The following is a 16,998-nucleotide window of genomic DNA, read 5'->3' as shown; positions in this document are numbered from 1 at the left end:
ACTTATAGCGTATAAGCACGTTACAGGTATAACACGTCACGTATCGACACCCTATGAAATGGTCCCTTAACCTTGGCAGAATAGCGGGCATCAAGATTCTGGTGCACTGGACATTCCTGATCCTGATCGGTTGGATCGTGTTTTCGGAAATGCAGCGGGGTTCCGACATGACCACCACTCTTTTGTCGGTGGCTTTTGTGATGACCATTTTTTTGTGCGTGGTGCTGCACGAGCTTGGGCACGCCCTCACGGCAAGGCGCTATGGCGTCAGCACCAAAATGATCACGCTTCTACCCATAGGCGGTGTGGCCAGCCTAGAGCGTATACCTGAGAACCCGAAACAGGAACTCATGATCGCCATCGCCGGTCCTGCCGTGAATGTGGTGATCGCCTTTGTTCTCTGGCTGATACTGCCTTCTCTGAATGAGATACCCGGCGAAGAGTTTTTTACACGCATCACACCGGCTAACTTTCTATACCTGCTATTCTTTGTAAACCTGATGCTTGTCATCTTCAATGCCATACCTGCGTTTCCGATGGATGGCGGGCGTGTGCTGCGGGCTTTGCTGGCTTTTAAGTTAGGTCGGGTGCGGGCTACTCAGATAGCGGCAAACCTGGGGCAGATGCTGGCAATCTTCTTTGTGTTTATCGGCTTTTTCTACAACCCTTTTCTGATCCTGATCGGCATCTTCGTTTTCTTTGGCGCCTGGTCCGAGAACATGATCGTGCAGCACCTTGACTTCCTGCGCGGCCATCTGGTGCGCGAAGGCATGATGACCAATTTCTTGACACTGGCCCCCACCGAAACCGTGCGCGACGCCCTTGGCAAACTCCTCAAAGGCTCGGAGCATGACTTTGTGGTGGAACAGGACGGACTGGTGGTTGGTACGCTCACCCGGATGCAGCTGATACAAGCCGTAAAAGAAGAAAAAATAGAGAGCCCGGTATCGGATATTATGACACAGGAGGTTAAAGCTTTCAATGTGCAGGACAAGCTAGCTGAGGCCTACACGGAACTACAGAAAACAAAGGCGCCACTCTACCCGGTACTCGAGAATGGTCGCCTTGCCGGTGTGATCAACACGGATAACATCAATGAATTTATTCTGATAAAATCTGCCCTGGCTCATTAACTTCTAAAACTATGGCTGTCTGGCAAAAGCTATACTTGATTTACTGCTCCTGACACACAATTTTATTATATTTGGCATTAAACCACGCATACCTCTGCACATCCTTTTGCGTAATAGAACGTTATGGCCGCTTAGGAATGCGACATCCTGATTTTATCGATAGCAAAACTGACAATCCGCACCAGTCTATGACCACCATACTCCCAACACCTGACCGCCTGTGGTCACGAAGCGCTGCCATCATGTTGGCATTACTTCTTTCGGTGATTTCCTTTGCGGCACAAGCCTCCGAAGACCTGCACATGGTGCCTATTCCACTTGAAGAGCGCATAAAAGCGGCGGACATCATCGTGGAGGGCGAAGTAGTAGCTCAAAGATCATTCTGGGATGCCAAACAGGAGCTTATCTATACAGCACATACTGTCCGACTTTTCAAAATATTCAAGGGAGAAGTAAAGGAACGTCAGGTAGAGGTGATCACGGATGGTGGTACCGTTGGCCTGGCGATGCATACCGTTTCATCAGCACTTCAGCTGCAAAAAGGGCAGCAGGGCATGTTTTTTCTGAGCAGAGGTGCTCCTACAGGTATAGTTGCCAGTGCAGCTTCAGTTATTGCCAGACCATACGCCAGCCGGCAGGGTTTTGTGCGCTATGATGTAGAACGGGGTACTGCTGCCGATCCGTTCAGGCAGTACAAGTCGGTGCAGGAGGTTTACCAGACGGTGACTTCCCGCATGGGGCAGCAATATAAAACTGTTATTGCGAATGACAGGCTGGACTCAGGTCTAAAGGCACAGCTGCAGCAGCAGAGCACGCAGGCGACGCAGGCTGTCGTGGTAACCAGCTTTAGCCCTGCCCGCACCAGTGCCGGTACTAGCGCCATCCTCACCATTAACGGCACAGGCTTCGGCAGTTCACGGGGCAACGGATTTGTAGAGTTCCCCAATGCCGACGACGGAGGCACTACTATGGTCCGCCCCTATGCCTCTGACTACATATCATGGAGCAATAACCAGATTAGATTAAGGGTCCCTTCTTATACCCAGACAGGCGGTACGGCTGGCACAGGTCAGATACAAGTCACGGCTAATGACGGAACTTCTGGTATGAGTGCCGGTACGCTGATAATCGAATTCGCTTATTCCAATGTAGTGGCTGAGGGTGGCAACACACCCTTCCAGCCTCTGCTGATTGATGCAAACAGAAGCGGCGGCTACACCATACAATTTGCCCCTAGCATGCAAAACAGAGCAGCTGCGCAGGAAGGCTTCAGACGCGCTGTGAACAATTGGGTATGCACCACAAATGTAAACTGGATAATCGGAGCCGCTACCACAACGGAGAGTTCAGCTGATGATAGCCGTAGCGTCATTCGCTTTGCGTCCTCAGCTGTGACTGGTCAAGGTGTGCTAGCTCGCACGATAAGCAAGTATAGAGGCTGCGTGGCCATTAGCGGTACGCGTCGCGATACGACCTTTTGGCTCACGGAATTTGACATGGAGATCAACAGCAACATCACCTGGCAGTACGGCCCGGGTGCTCCGGCCACCAATCAATTCGACTTCGAAACGGTGATCCTACACGAGTTGGGTCATGCGCACCAGCTTGGCCACGTTATTTTGCCGAACACCCTGATGCACTATAATATAGGCCGCAGGACGCAAATCCGTGATCTGACTCCTCCTGATATAGCAGGAGCCAACCTGGTACTAAACCGGAGCCTTACCCCTCCTGCCTGCGGAGGGCGCTCTGCCATGACACCTAAGCTGGATGGCGAGTGCAACCTGGCTTCCGAGATCTTTACCTTTGACGCTGCCTTTACAAATGCTGGTGCCGTAGAGGTGATATGGACAACCAGCACGGAGCAAGGTATAGCACGCTTTGTGGTTCAGCGCAGCCAGGACGGACAAACCTGGGAAGACGTAGGTCAGGTTCCGGCCTCCGGACAAGCCCGCGACTATACCTTTACTGACAGCAGTCCGCTGCCGCGCCGCAGCTATTATCGCTTGCGTGTGGTCTACAGCAATAACTCAGAAGCGTTCTCAGGCAGAGTGCTGGTGCTCAACCCAAGCGACCTTCGCGTCTTCAGGGTATACCCTAACCCAATTGGGCTGACCACCAATGCCAATGGTTCGCCAGGTGAAACGCTGCGGATCGAGTACCTGGTGCGCAGCACCTCTACCTTGCAGATGCAGCTATATGACATACAGGGACGACAGGTGCGCAATCTGGAAGCTACCGTAACCGATGGCACCGACATCATCGAAGTCAACGTATCTGACCTGGCGTCGGGCACATACGTGCTGCGCTGGAGCGAGGGCAACAACAGTGGCGTCACGAAAGTGGTCAAAGTGCAATAAACTAAAAAAGGGGCTGTAGAGCCCCCTTTTTCAGTTTAGCTAAGCACCTTACTCAATGCTTACGCGCTTGCGATTGCCGGTATTTGTCTGCTCTTGTTTTGGTACCGTTATTTTCAGCACGCCCTCTTCATAACGCGCTTTTATTTCTTCTGCCTTCACGGCGTCCGGCAGCTTAAATGAACGGCTGAATGAGCTGTAGTTATATTCGCGGCGGGTATAGTTATCCTCTTCTGTTGTAGCATCGTGTTCCTTTTGGCTGCTGATGGTCAGCATCCCTTCATCCACGTTTACTTCGAAATCATCTTTCGCCATACCTGGGGCAGCCAATTCAATGGTGTATTCTCTTTCATTCTCACGAATGTTGGTGGCAGGCATGTTCCGCATAATCTGTCGTCCGATCTGCGCCGGCATTCTTAGCAGGTCGTTCTCAAAAAAACGATCTACATCGCTGAAAAAGTCTGTAAAGAAAGACCTGGGAGTGAGACTCTCACCTCCTGTACGTTCTTTTTTCATTGGCTTCATAGTGGTACCTCCTTTTGTTATGGTTGAACATTTGGAGTCATCTGGCTCACTAGGATAGAGTAACTCCACTATTTTTTACGCCTTGATTTTTTTATAGTTTACCTCTGAATAAAAATAAAAAAAGCAGCCAGAAACAATAATCTGTTTCTGGCTGCTTTTCAGGGTTAAGGTTTGTTTTCAGATGTCAGGGCATACACTCCAGGAGCATAAGCGCATACCCGACGCAGGGTTTAGTCAGTGGCTCGCATGTTGTTTTCACAGCTTGGAAAGGGACAGTCTGTTTTTCATTGCTCGGAATAGGCTCGAGTAACTATACAAATGTTGCGAAACATCAGCAGCACAAAAAGGAGAGTTTACCTTAAAAGGTAACTTTGATAATAGCTGTATAAATCTTAATTTTCAAACTATAAAGATACTTATCGGCCTGGCAACACACATAAATGCTTTAAAACACTTATAAAAAGTAACATTCTAAAACACATTTATATTGTTACAACAACAGATTATTATACATACCTAAAGCCCTTAGAATGAAAGCTATGGTAGTTTTATTATAGTGAGTATGCTATATTTGACTTTCAAGTATGTTACCTGACGCATACCTATGGCCAAAAAGAGACGAAAATTTGTACAATGCCCCAATTGCGGCTATACCTTCGAAGAGGTTAACAATTACTGCCCTAACTGCGGGCAGGAAAACCACGACCTGAATGTGCCTGTTAAGCATCTGGTAGAAGAGTTTTTTGAGAGCACCCTGCACTACGATACAAAATTCTGGCTCACTTTCAAGTACCTGATTACCCGCCCCGGCTATCTGACAGAGAAATTCAATCTGGGCAAGCGAGTATCCTACGTACCCCCTTTCAGACTTTATGTATTTGTAAGCATCTTTTTCTTTACCGCCGTTGCCTTGTTTGCTTCAGATGGTCTTGTGATCAGTGACGCTCAAAGTGCAAAGAATCAATTGGAAGCAACTAACCCGGAAGCTGCCGCTCAGATATTGCAAGCAGATTCGCTGGCCAGAGCCAAGGCTGGTCTTCTGGCCAACGATACCTCGTCTTTCATTGCAGGTGACACGTCATCTGTTATCATCAATGAAGAGGTGGATAATAAGTTTAGAAATTTCCTCAAAAATGAGGAGCAGTCGAGGCAAAAGCTGCTAAAAAACATCTCTTTTATGATGTTTGTACTAATGCCGTTCTTCGGGTTTATCCTATACCTGTTTTACAGATCACAGCGTCGCAATTACGTGGAGCACCTGATGTTCTCTGTTCATTTCCATACCTTTGTTTTCCTGCTGATCATGTTTGCCATACTGGTAGAGGTGATTTTCAGTAATATTGATACCAATGGCTGGGTCTTTCTGATCAGTATGGCATACCTGTTCTTTGCTTTGCGCTATGTATACAAAGAATCTTACCTGCGCACAGCACTTAAACTGCTACCGATCGGCTTGACTTATTTGGTATCACTGGCCACATTGTTTTTAGCAACTGTTGGCATTAGCGTGCTGCTCAGTTAACTTATACCCTATTATTACATGACTCCTACTACCTCCTGGGAACGCTTAATTTCAAAGAAACGCTTTGAGACGACCGACAATAGGTATAGCTCAGATGAATCGGTGCGCGGTGAGTTTCAGCGCGACTACGATCGCATTGTATTCTCCTCAGCTTTCCGCCGCCTGCAGAACAAGACGCAGGTCATGCCGATGCCAGAGAGCGACTTTGTGCATACCCGTCTTACACATAGCTTAGAAGCCTCTGTAGTAGGCCGATCTTTAGGACGTATTGTGGGCAAAAGTATACTGGAGCGCTACCCAGAGCTGACAGGAGATAAGAATATACAGGAGGCTGACTTTGGAGATATAGTTGCGGCTGCCTGCCTGTCGCACGACATTGGTAACCCACCATTTGGCCACTCCGGTGAAGACGCCATTTCGGCTTATTTACTGAGCGAGGAGGCCCAGCCTTTTTTAACAAACCTGACAGATGCGCAGAAAGCCGACCTGCAGCGTTTTGAGGGCAATGCGGCTGGTTTCAGAGTGCTCACCTATACCTACCCGGCACATTGCAAGCTACCTGATGGCGTCAGTCACAGTGGTCTAGCCCTGACCTTTACGACGCTGGCAACATTCACCAAGTACCCCAAGGAGTCGCTGCCAGAAGTGAAAGGCACAAAAAATACAAGCGAAAAGAAGTACGGCTTCTTCCAGACCGAAAAGACGTGGTTCGACACCATTGCACAGGAATTAGGTCTTTTGGGGAAAGGAGCTGACGACCAGGTATTTTATCATCGTCATCCGCTGGCATTTCTGGTGGAAGCTGCTGACGACATTTGCTACCGCATCATCGATTTTGAAGATGGGCTACGGCTTGGCCTGGTACCGCACCAGCAAGGTATAGCGCTGCTGCGCCAAATCCTCAACGATGACCCTAACCGTGTTTCCAGCCTTACTTTTTATGACTGGCGTGAGGAGATTGGTTACCTGCGGGCCCGCATTATCGGAAAGCTGATACAAGAAACCTCGCAAATCTTTTTGCAGCATGAAGATGCTATATTAACCGGCACATACGACAAACCGCTGATCAACGAGCTCGCCTGCAAGCCCGTACTTGACGAAATTAAAAGCCTTTCTATAGAATTGATCTACCGCAATAAACCGGTACTGGAGATCGAAGCAGCGGGCTTTGAGGTGCTGGGCGGCTTGCTGGATGCCTGCATGAAAGCCGCATTTCGCCAGGAGTCAAAGCACCACCGTAAAATAGCTGACCTCATACCACAGCACTACCTCAAGCTACCCGAAGGCGCCTCCGACTACGAACGCATCATCCACATCACCGACTACGTGACCAGCCTCACCGACCAGGCCGCATTGGGGTTGTATAGGAAGATTAAGGGGATTGAATTACCGAGGATGTATTAGGGGGTTGGGATGTTGAATGGTCGTTTCTTTAAGGCAGATTTATATTTATTACTGCTTTACCTGCTTACTGCTGCAATTATTCTTTTTAGAGTGAATGTTGAAGGCACTGGATATACCACACCTGATTCATTGGCATACCTAGATGCTGCCCAAAATTTTAAAGATGGGTATGGCTTTTACGAAACAGACACAGCAGGCAATAAAGATCAACTTTTTACCAAATGGCCTATTGGATACCCAATACTAATTTTTCTGACATCAGTTATGAGTGGCCTGGATGTCTTTTGGGCTTCAAAAGTGCTCAACTTACTTATATTGGCTGGCATCTTTCTGTTTCTCCGGAGTATTTGCCTTAGCTACTCTTTTGTGCTTGCCTCTATATGCTCAAGCTACACTTTATTGGAAATTTATAGCTCTACCTGGTCTGAAGCACCTTTTCTACTTGTTCTCCTCCTAGTTGCTTATCTAGCTTTTCGCACCTATAATGGTATTTCAATTCTACGTAATGCAATGCTTATTTTCTTAGCTTGCATTGGTTTATTTCTATTACGGTATGCAGGCATCTTTTCATTGAGCATACCGGCCATATTATGTTTATATTTTTACCTTAATGGAAATTATAAGATTGCGTCCTTATTCTTCTTTGTTTCAGCACTGACGACGCTTTCATTCACTAGCTACCTTTTTATTAATTATCAACTTAGCGGGTATACAACTGGCCTTAACAGACTGGAGACCGAAACAGAATCAGGGATTCACTTTCTGCTTATGTCTCTTAAAGGACTCATCAATGAATTCCTAATCATCCGCGAATACAGACCCCAGAACCAACCTGATTACTTACTTTACATAACAGCGATCATCCAATTGGTCGTATTTACCTTTATCACGATTAAAGTAAATAGGCATTATAACTTCTGGAAGGAGCTCAAGCAAAATAGCTTCTCGATGATATGCATTGGTATAGCGCTCTTGTACCTGGCTGCTATTTTAGCACTCCGCTTTGTCTCTCACTTTGATGCACTCGACTATAGACTACTGGCTCCATTCAGCTTTCCGTTGTTTGTTGGGATAGTTTATACCTTGGTCTCTCTTCCTGATAAACACCGAGATATTATCCAGGCGAAGTATGCACTCTTTGCTTTCTTTCTGTTATCGCTCTTTCTTAACCTACCTAAAAAATTCATCTTGCAGCAGTTGGAGCAGATCTTATAAATCGAGCTTTATACTAGCCAATAAGAGCATTTACAGTACGAAGCGCTTCCAAATCCTATAATCTAACTCCAAGCAAGGGGCTTCGATTTAAACACTAACACATAAGGTATAAGCCACTCTCAGCACTCCTCTTCATCCCACAAATTTCCTTATTCATCTACCTCTCCTCCCTATTTGTAGAGCAATCTCCTGTGTTCAGCTATTTGTGGAAAACCCCTCTAAGTTTTAGATTAATTTTATAGTTTCTATAACACATGTTGTGTATAGAGCTTTACTATTCCTAAACAATCATTTTATGAAACGTAAGCTTATCCTTTGCCTTATGTGGTGCGCTACGGGCTTTGCGGCCTTCGCCCAAACTAAGAGCAATAAGATCGAATTCACGGAGTATACGCTCCCGAACGGGCTGCATGTGATCCTGCACAAGGACAATTCCACACCAAACGTGGCGGTGTCTGTGCTGTATCATGTGGGTTCAAAAAACGAGGTGAAAGGCCGCACAGGCTTTGCTCACTTTTTCGAGCACTTAATGTTCGAAGGCACCGAGAACATTGAGCGTGGCCAGTACATGAACATGGTGCAGGCTGCCGGTGGCTCCCTCAATGCCAATACCTCTTTTGACCGCACTTACTACTACGAATTACTGCCTTCTAACCAACTGGCACTAGGCCTTTGGATGGAAGCGGAGCGTATGGTAGGCGCTAAGGTAGACGAAGTAGGTGTAGAGACGCAGCGTAAAGTAGTGCAGGAAGAGAAGCGTATGCGCGTGGACAACCAGCCTTACGGCACGATCCTGGAGAATACCTTCGGTCTTGCTTATACCGAACACCCGTACAAAATCACGCCGATCGGTACCTTCGAAGACCTGAACAATGCGAAAATCGAGGAATTCCGCGATTTCTATAAGACCTTCTATGTGCCTAACAATGCTACGCTTTCTATCGCCGGCGACATCAACATCGACGAGACCAAGAAGTTGATCGAGCAGTATTTTGCGAAGATCCCGAAAGGCACGCAGGAGATTCCAAGACCAAAGGTTGTAGAGCCTGCACAGACAGAAGAGCGCCGCAAAATCGTGTATGACAACATCCAGTTGCCAGCCGTTATTCAGGCATACCACATTCCTGCACAGGGCACAGAAGATCATTACGCACTTTCTATGCTGACTACTTTGCTTTCTGGTGGTAAAAGTGCCCGTATGCCGAAAGCTATCGTGGACAAGCAGCAGAAGGCGGTTGCAGCCCTTTCTATCCCTTTCCCAACTGAAGACCCAGGCTTGTTCCTGACCTATGCCATTGCCAACATGGGCGTGGATGTGAAGGATCTTGAAGCTGCTGTGGATGCGGAGATTGAGCTTGTGAAAAAAGAGCTGATTAGCGAGCGTGAGTTCCAGAAACTGCGCAACCAAATGGAAAGCCAGTTTGTGCAGCAGAACAGCACTGTGGCTGGTCGTGCCGAGAACCTGGCTAACTACCATGTGTACTATGGCGATGCGAACCTGATCAACAACGAGATCGATCGTTACATGAAGGTGACGAAAGAAGACATCCAGCGTGTGGCTAACAAGTACCTCACCAAAAACAACCGCGTGGTGTTGCACTACCTGCCTAAGTCAGCTCAACAAAGCAATTAATTTAGATGATCATGAAGAGAATATATAACATACTCCTTTTGATGCTGGCGCTTACAACGGTAGCCACAGCTCAAACAAAACAAACGCCTCCTCCTGCTGGTCCAGCTCCTAAAATTGAGCTGGGTAAGTACGAGCACTTCACCCTGAAAAACGGTCTGAAGGTATACGTGGTAGAAAACCACAAATTACCAGTAGTAAACATGTCGTTGGTTTTGGACCGCGACCCGATTTTGGAAGGTGACAAAGCAGGCTATGTAGCCATGGCAGGCCAGATGATGCGTACAGGTACCAAGTCGCGCACAAAAGACCAGCTCGACGAGCAGGTTGACTTTATCGGTGCTAATCTTTCTTTCAGCTCTACTGGCTTCAGCGCTTCTTCCCTTAAGAAGAACCTGCCTACTTTGCTTGACCTCACTGCTGATGCGCTTCTGAACCCGAACTTCACTCAGGAAGAACTGGACAAGGTGAAAAAGCAGATGGCCGCTAACCTTGCTTCTGAGAAAGACAACCCGGACGCTATCGCGGGTAAAATCCGTAACACGCTGCTTTTCGGTAAGAATCACCCGAATGGCGAACTGATGACCGAGAAGTCGATTGAAAGCGTAACGCTGGCCGATGTACAGAACTACTACAACACATATTACCGCCCGAACATTGGCTACCTGGCTGTAGTTGGTGACGTGACGCCAAAAGAGATGAAGAAGCTGCTGAACAAATCGTTTGGCAAGTGGAAAAAAGGCAATGTACCAACACACAACTACGACCTGCCTAAGCACGATGGCAAAACGCAGGTAGTGATTGTGGATCGTCCGAGCGCAGTACAGAGTGTGCTTTCTTTCACAAACCCAGCTGAGCTTAAGCCAGGCGCTGACGATTTTGTTGCTACTCAGGTTATGAATACCATTTTAGGTGGTGGCAGCACAGCCCGTCTGTTTATGAACCTACGCGAGAAGAATGGCTATACCTATGGCGCTTATTCTACGCTTTCGTCTGACAAGATCCTCGGACGCTTCAATGCCTCTGCGAGTGTGCGCAACGCCGTCACTGATAGTGCCGCTGCAGAATTCATGAAAGAATTCACTGACATCAGAACAAAGCAGGTAACCGACAAAGAGCTTGCTTATGCGAAGGCTTACATCACGGGTAACTTTGCACGTGGCTTGGAAAACCCAGGCACTGTGGCGATGTATGCCATCTCTACTGCCCGCTACAAACTGCCTGCTGACTACTATGCCAACTACCTGAAGAAAGTAGAATCTATTACTGCAGCTGATGTGCAGCGTGTAGCACAGAAGTATGTGCGTCCTGACCAGCTGTACATCCTGGCCGTAGGTAACGCCGCCGATATCGCTGATAAGCTGGTGGCGTTCGACAAAGACGACAACGCCATTACGTACTTTGACGCTACTGGCGAAAAGGTAGACAGAGCAGCTGCCAAAGCGGTACCAACTGATGTGACAGCTGATCAGCTTATCGCTAAGTACATTCAGGCGATTGGTGGCAAAGCGAACATCGAGAAGGTGAAAGATGTGACAGTAACTATGAATGCCAGTGTACAGGGCATGCCGCTTGTTTTCAAGCAGCAGCAGAAAGGTGCTGACAAAATGCTAATCCAGATCTTGATGAACAACAACCCAATGCAGCGTGTGATCATCAACGGTGACAAAGGCAAAATGGAAGCTCCAATGCAAGGTGTGAACAAAGATATGACTGCCGAGGAACTTGCTTCTTCTAAAGCGGAATCTGACATGTTCTCCATGACCCGTTTCGAGAAGTTCGGCATCAAGACAGCTGTATCCGGTCAGGAGAAAGTGGATGGCGCTGACGCCTATATTGTGGAAGCAACAGCCTCAAACGGTCAGAAGACGCTTCATTACTTCGACAAAGCAACAGGTTTGCTTTTGAAAGATGTAAAAAGCATGCAGACGCCACAGGGCGCTATCACGCAGACCAAGAGCTACAAGAACTACAAAGAAGTAGACGGTGTGAAATACCCGCACGTGATCGAGACCGTTGTTGGCCCTCAGGTGATTAAAGCCGAGGTACAGAGCGTGGAAGTGAACAAAGGCATCAGCGACGACGCCTTCAAAATCTAATTACCTTTACCCAATAACCCAAAGCAAAGCGGCGTGTCCAGATGGACACGCCGCTTTTTTTGTTGTAGCTATACCTATAAATGATGTCTTCGAGCAATCGCTATACCTTGGGTAGAAGCCAGGTATAGCGGGAATTAAACTCAGGAAGCGTAGATATAGGCATTGCCTCAGTAACCATCATTCTTTAAACAGCTCGCCTTGAACCGCCTGCACGAACTTTTTAGGCGGCTTTACATCCAGCCCGCATACCTTGTTCAGCTTTTCGATCAGATAAGTAGCCAGCTCAGGCGAAGTGATGTTGTCAGGCTCGTGCACAAAAAAGTAAAGTTCTTGCAGGCCAGCTTCCAGCCATACCTTGATTCTTTCCACCCAATCATCAATGCGGGTATAGTCAGAGGGGTGCAGGCCGTTTCCCACAAAGCGCACCATAGCCATCGGCGTGGTCAGGCGGATGTGCAGCACGTCGCGGCGACCGGCCACATCGGTGAGCACTGTGCCTACACGGAATTTCTCCAGCACCTCAAACAGCTCCAGCGACGCCACATTGTCTACGAACCAGTCGGGATGGCGGAGCTCTACCGCCAGCGGCACGCTCTCAGGTATGTACTGCACAAATTTTTCCAGATCGGGCAACTGTTTCGGGCCGAAGTAGGGCGGTAGCTGCAAAAAAGAACAGCCCAGTTTATCTTCCAACCCAGCAATAGCCTCGCAGAATGTAGCCGTGAGGTCGAGGGAACTCACAAGCGGCCCTTCATGGCTGATCAGTTGCGGAAACTTGGGACAGAAGGTAAAGCCTTGCGGCACGGTATGACGCCAGCGGTCTATCGTGTCCGGGCCAGGTATGTGGTAGTGCGTGCTGTTGAGCTCGATGGTATTGAACTGCTTGCCGTACCACAGCAGCGACTCCTTCTCTTTCATACCAGCCGGATAGTACTCGCCTATCCAGGGTTTATTCACCCAAACCGGTAGCCCGATGTATACCTTTGGCTTCTGCGGCAGGTCTTGCTTATACCTGTTGAGCAGGTTCAAAGTATCTGGATGGTCAGGCGGCAATGTGAAATCTACACGGCTTATATCTGAGAGTTTTCCAAAGTCCATGGTACTATGCTTTTATAAAGTATACGCTTTGGCAGAAGTTGCGGCTTAAACAAAATATACACACAAAAGTTCCCGTTTACCCTACAGCTAAGTCATAAAATGAAAACTTTTTTTAGGCTTCAAGCGGTTTGTTCATCGCCATAAAATATATAAAAAAGCGCCTATATCAGCTTGAGAAAGGGCTTTTTGTCATTATAAGACTTATAGCGATTTTGCGAGGCAGCGTGTATCCCCCTACAACCAGGACCACAATCGCACGTATAAGGCCTCGTTTGAAAATATTTCCGTATCTTTGCGGATTCACCAACTAAAAAACTATATGAAGAACGATAGAAAGTGCTTTATCTTAACAGTAATCATTTTTCTATTTATCGGAGTTAGTCAACCAACTTTCGCACAAAAGAACGACAAAACCCAAATTGGTTCTGCCTCTTGGTATGGCAGTAAATACCACGGCAGAAAAACCAGCAGCGGCGAGCGCTATAACAAGAACGAGATGACCGCCGCGCACAAAACCCTGCCTTTCGGCACGATGGTCAAGGTGACCAACCCAGCCAACGACAAATCTGTAGTATTGCGCATTAACGACCGCGGACCTTTTGTAGGCAAACGCATTATTGATGTGTCAGAAGCAGCCGCCCGCAAACTGGGCATACACGCTACAGGTGTGGCAAAGGTAGAGGTAGAGGTACTTGATAAGAACGAAGTAGCTGCAGCCAATGCAGAGACAAAGCCAAGTGCCTTTACGATCCAGACAGCTGCCAACCACCAGCAGGCTGAAGAGTTAAGCCGCAAACTGAAAGCCTTTGACAAGCACCTTCCGCTGGAGTTAGCAGAAGAGCAGGTAAACGGCAGAAAAGTGGTGCTGGTAAAAGCCGGCAAATTCAGCAGCAAGAACGAAGCTGAGGCCTTCAACGAGTTACTCGAGGAAGAAGGCCTGGCAGGAAAGGTTAGCGAAGCCTAAAAGACTAAAAGATTACTGATAAACAAAAAAGCGGAAGGCCTGTAGAGGCCTTCCGCTTTTTTGTTTATTTACTTGGTGCTGATTGAAATTCGCCGCTATACCTATTCCTTTTTGCGTAGGTAGATGTCGTTGCTGATGCTCTCTAACTTAATAGCGGATCCGCCGCCGCTTACGTTGCCTTTCAGCTCATACCCTACCATAGGGGCTTTTTGTTTACTACCGCCCAGGTCGATGGCCAGATCTGAGTAAACTTCGCCTGTTATAGTTTTCAGAGCCACAGCAGCGCCCTTGTTCGAAGCCCAGTTCATATCCACAAATCCACTGATGGATTTGGCGCTTACCGGACCTGTTAAGCCTCTTATCTCAATGTTGCCATTAATGGTTTCCACGGTCAAGTCAGCGTTGGCCGGGAGGAAGATCTCGTAATTGATCTTCGCACAGACAAAATTTCGGTTGCCGTTCTTGCTGACGTTGTACTGGCTGTAGTTGTTGTCCGGGCAATCCCCTGCCTGTCCATTCTTAGTTAGCTCCTTATCCAGATCCACATTTACGCGGGCACTGGCATTATCGCTCTCAAAATCCAGCTGCAGCGCTTCGTTCAGCTTGCCGCTGTTTATCTCGTAGGTTACTTTGATGTAGGCTTCTTTCTTGTTCCAAACGCTGATTTTGATGTCTTCACCGAATTTGAGGTTCAGCTCCACTTTGTTATTTGCGGGGATGGACAGCGTACGTTCCACCGTCTTGCTCTGGGCCCAAACGGTGGTTGTAAAACCAAACCATAGTAGAGCGAGGATAAATGACTTTTTCATAGTCTTAGAAGGTTAAGTTTGATGAGTTACTTGCTTTTGCGGATGTACATGTCGCCGCTGATAGTATACAGGTTCATCTCCACGCCACCACCATTGGTTTTGCCGTCGATATTATTGCCGCCAGTCACACGTGGCAGATTGCTCTTGGAGTCACGGGCAATGTTCATGTCGAAGTCTGAGTAGATTTCACCCTGTATAGTCTTCAGCTTAAAGTTCGCCTTCGTGCTCGCTGGCAGGTGGATGTCAACAGTGCCTGCCACAGTGGAGATGGCGCTCGGCTTGGACTGGTTCAGGCTGGAAAACTTGATCACCATGTCACTGCTGGTAGCGTTTGCCACAACTGGCCCCGTGATATTGGAGAGGTTCGCATTTCCATTATTTAACTTAAGCTCGATCTCACCTTCTACATCGGCGATGCTCAGGTCACCTCCCATCCAGTTGGTCTCTTCGTACATGACAGATGCATTCTTAGGTACCCGGATGGTATACTTGCCATCTTGTCTGGATGCTTTTGTAACGGTTAATGTGTTTCCTTCTTTTTTCACAGACAACCCCATTCCTGTGTTATCCTCGGCCTGGTTGTACAGTGGTTTCAGTCCGGCAGCACGGGCAGGAGGAGCCTGGTGGCTGGCAGCTTCTATTACGACCTCGTCTGAGTTATGCCCAATGACCTTTACATCACTGTTGTGCATCATAATGACCACCTTGTTGCCTTTGCTGTTGCCCAGCTTGTTTTTGTAGACAAGTGGTTTGTCCTGCAAGGTCTCCTCCGGATCGATACTTCCGGCTACTGTCGTGGTATGGGTTTCATTCCGTTCATGCGCATTTACTGGCGCTGCGGAGAGCAGAAGACAGGCAACTGCTACTAGTGTTAATCTTTTCATATGGCTCTAATCGCTCTAGTGGTAAGTAAAATCTCTTATGTTGTGTTCTGTTATATCAGTATGCCCAGCCCTTCTGCGGCCTTGCTTTTCACGATAGGAAGCAGGTCTTTCCGGTTCGCCATCTCCTCCAGCTCGCTAACCGCTTCTTTCTCTTTGATGTTGACCAGCATGTCGATCAGTGTGAGCTGCATGAGCGGGTCTGTCTGCAGTTTCAGCGACTCAACCAAAGCCTGGCGTACTACTTTTTTGTTGCTGAACTTATAAAGCGCTTCTGAGGCGGCCACCCGCACATTCACGTTCGGGTCTTGGTTCATGGTCCTGATCAGTACCTGTATAATCTCGTCAGGCTGCTCTGTATCGAATTCCTGGCTAACCAGCTGGATGCGCTCACTCGCAGAGGCTCCTGTAGTCATGGCCAGCTTCATCTCTTCTACTTCCTCTCGCAAAGCGGCTATCTCGGCTTCCTGTTCGGGTGCTATACCTTGGTTATAGTTCCGGCCTAACCAGAAGGCTCCCAGGATGAAGATGATGCCAGCGGCTATACGCCAGTAAGTGGCATATTCCTGCAGGATCGGGAAGAACACCTGTTTCCCTTTTGGCTCCTGTTGCTGCACTTCCTCCTGCTCGATCTTCTCAAACAACCAGTCGTCTGATAGTGCCCTGATTGATTGTTGCTGCTGCTGTTTGGCGTAGTACTGAAATGGGGCAGCATGGGCCTTTAGGTGCTCGGGCAAATTTGCTGTTTCTTTAAAGAATGCCTGCAGCTCCTTTTCTTCAGCTAATGTCGTTTCGCCTTCGTAATACTTCTGCAGCAGTTCTTCTATGTTATCCAACTTCATAATTCTCTAGTTTTAGAAAGCCATCCCGTACGCTTTTGCGGGCTCTTGACAAGATCACCCGCAGGTTGTTCACGGTCAGGCTTGTAATCTGCTCTATTTCTTCAAAGGTGTACCCTTCTACATCTCGTAGGTGCAGCACCAGTTTCTGCTGCTCGGGCAGTGCTGCGAGCAGCTTCTGCACATTGCCTATGCTGTCTGTTAGTTCCGAGTGCTGGTAGGGGTTCATATCTCCTGAGCTCAAGTCTATACCTGTCACGTCGACCATCTGCTTTCGCTTGCCTGCTTTCAGCTTGTCCAGGCAGAGGTTTTTGGTGATGCGCATGGCGAAAGCCTCAATGCTATCGTAAGCGTGCAGCTTGTCTTTCTGGGTCCAGAGTTTGAGGAATACATCCTGCAGGATATCCTCTGCTTCATCTTTGTCGTGAAGCAGGAACAGCGCAAGCCGGTAGAGCTTTTGCTTCGCAGGAAGTACCTTTATTTTAAACTCTTGCAGATCCATTCAATTACAAAGACGACTCG

General features: G+C 48.0%; 14 protein-coding genes. 8 read left to right on the top strand and 6 right to left on the bottom strand.

What is annotated here, in order from left to right; all coding sequences use genetic code 11:
• The first annotated feature begins 53 nt into the window (after positions 1 to 53).
• Together Q1A54_RS15845 and Q1A54_RS15840 are read left to right on the top strand one after the other, a co-directional pair.
• Positions 54 to 1,133, top strand: coding sequence for a site-2 protease family protein (locus Q1A54_RS15845; RefSeq protein WP_299990170.1), 1,080 nt, complete (start codon positions 54 to 56; stop codon positions 1,131 to 1,133).
• Between the two features lie 137 nt (positions 1,134 to 1,270).
• A complete protein-coding gene (locus Q1A54_RS15840; protein WP_299990168.1) occupies positions 1,271 to 3,493 on the top strand; it encodes a T9SS type A sorting domain-containing protein in 2,223 nt (740 codons plus the stop codon).
• A 48-nt stretch (positions 3,494 to 3,541) separates the two neighbouring features.
• Here Q1A54_RS15840 and Q1A54_RS15835 read toward each other — a convergent pair whose 3' ends face one another.
• The gene (locus Q1A54_RS15835) at positions 3,542 to 4,015 is read right to left on the bottom strand and encodes an Hsp20/alpha crystallin family protein (RefSeq protein ID WP_299990167.1); all 474 of its coding nucleotides are present in this window, start codon (positions 4,013 to 4,015) and stop codon (positions 3,542 to 3,544) included.
• Between the two features lie 604 nt (positions 4,016 to 4,619).
• On the opposite strand from Q1A54_RS15835, the gene Q1A54_RS15830 reads away from it, so the two are divergent.
• The 5 genes from Q1A54_RS15830 (at position 4,620) to Q1A54_RS15810 (ending at position 11,885) form a co-directional block, all read left to right on the top strand.
• Positions 4,620 to 5,537: a DUF3667 domain-containing protein gene (locus tag Q1A54_RS15830; RefSeq protein ID WP_299990165.1), complete on the top strand. Its 918-nt coding sequence runs from the start codon at positions 4,620 to 4,622 to the stop codon at positions 5,535 to 5,537.
• Between the two features lie 18 nt (positions 5,538 to 5,555).
• The gene (dgt, locus tag Q1A54_RS15825) at positions 5,556 to 6,941 is read left to right on the top strand and encodes a dGTP triphosphohydrolase (RefSeq protein ID WP_299990164.1); all 1,386 of its coding nucleotides are present in this window, start codon (positions 5,556 to 5,558) and stop codon (positions 6,939 to 6,941) included.
• Positions 6,942 to 6,950: 9 nt separating this feature from the next.
• Complete coding sequence (locus Q1A54_RS15820; protein ID WP_299990162.1) at positions 6,951 to 8,156, top strand: hypothetical protein; 1,206 nt, start codon at positions 6,951 to 6,953, stop codon at positions 8,154 to 8,156.
• Positions 8,157 to 8,451: 295 nt separating this feature from the next.
• Positions 8,452 to 9,789, top strand: a complete 1,338-nt coding sequence (locus tag Q1A54_RS15815) for a pitrilysin family protein (RefSeq protein ID WP_196116879.1) — start codon at positions 8,452 to 8,454, stop codon at positions 9,787 to 9,789.
• A gap of 11 nt (positions 9,790 to 9,800) precedes the next feature.
• Positions 9,801 to 11,885, top strand: a complete 2,085-nt coding sequence (locus tag Q1A54_RS15810) for an insulinase family protein (RefSeq protein WP_196116878.1) — start codon at positions 9,801 to 9,803, stop codon at positions 11,883 to 11,885.
• A 177-nt stretch (positions 11,886 to 12,062) separates the two neighbouring features.
• Here the strand turns inward: Q1A54_RS15810 and Q1A54_RS15805 are convergent, their stop codons facing one another.
• Positions 12,063 to 12,983, bottom strand: coding sequence for a DUF72 domain-containing protein (locus Q1A54_RS15805; protein WP_196116876.1), 921 nt, complete (start codon positions 12,981 to 12,983; stop codon positions 12,063 to 12,065).
• Positions 12,984 to 13,302: 319 nt separating this feature from the next.
• Here Q1A54_RS15805 and Q1A54_RS15800 point away from each other — a divergent pair, with 319 nt between their 5' ends.
• The gene (locus Q1A54_RS15800) at positions 13,303 to 13,947 is read left to right on the top strand and encodes a septal ring lytic transglycosylase RlpA family protein (RefSeq protein ID WP_299990159.1); all 645 of its coding nucleotides are present in this window, start codon (positions 13,303 to 13,305) and stop codon (positions 13,945 to 13,947) included.
• 101 nt (positions 13,948 to 14,048) lie between these two features.
• On the opposite strand, the gene Q1A54_RS15795 is transcribed toward Q1A54_RS15800, so the two are convergent.
• From Q1A54_RS15795 to Q1A54_RS15780, 4 genes are read right to left on the bottom strand one after another with little or no spacing between them, the layout of a single operon-like run.
• Entirely contained in the window at positions 14,049 to 14,756 is a 708-nt protein-coding gene (locus tag Q1A54_RS15795; RefSeq protein ID WP_299990157.1) for a hypothetical protein, read from the bottom strand.
• Between the two features lie 26 nt (positions 14,757 to 14,782).
• A complete protein-coding gene (locus Q1A54_RS15790; RefSeq protein WP_230392082.1) occupies positions 14,783 to 15,640 on the bottom strand; it encodes a DUF4097 family beta strand repeat-containing protein in 858 nt (285 codons plus the stop codon).
• A 50-nt stretch (positions 15,641 to 15,690) separates the two neighbouring features.
• Positions 15,691 to 16,479, bottom strand: a complete 789-nt coding sequence (locus tag Q1A54_RS15785; protein ID WP_299990153.1) for a HEAT repeat domain-containing protein — start codon at positions 16,477 to 16,479, stop codon at positions 15,691 to 15,693.
• Positions 16,466 to 16,978, bottom strand: a complete 513-nt coding sequence (locus Q1A54_RS15780) for a sigma-70 family RNA polymerase sigma factor (RefSeq protein WP_299990151.1) — start codon at positions 16,976 to 16,978, stop codon at positions 16,466 to 16,468. The genes Q1A54_RS15785 and Q1A54_RS15780 overlap by 14 nt, the downstream gene beginning before the upstream one ends.
• Positions 16,979 to 16,998 lie beyond the last annotated feature (20 nt).

The organism is uncultured Pontibacter sp. (genome assembly GCF_947502515.1).
GTDB lineage: Bacteria > Bacteroidota > Bacteroidia > Cytophagales > Hymenobacteraceae > Pontibacter.
This window is presented reverse-complemented; position numbering and strand designations above follow the sequence as displayed.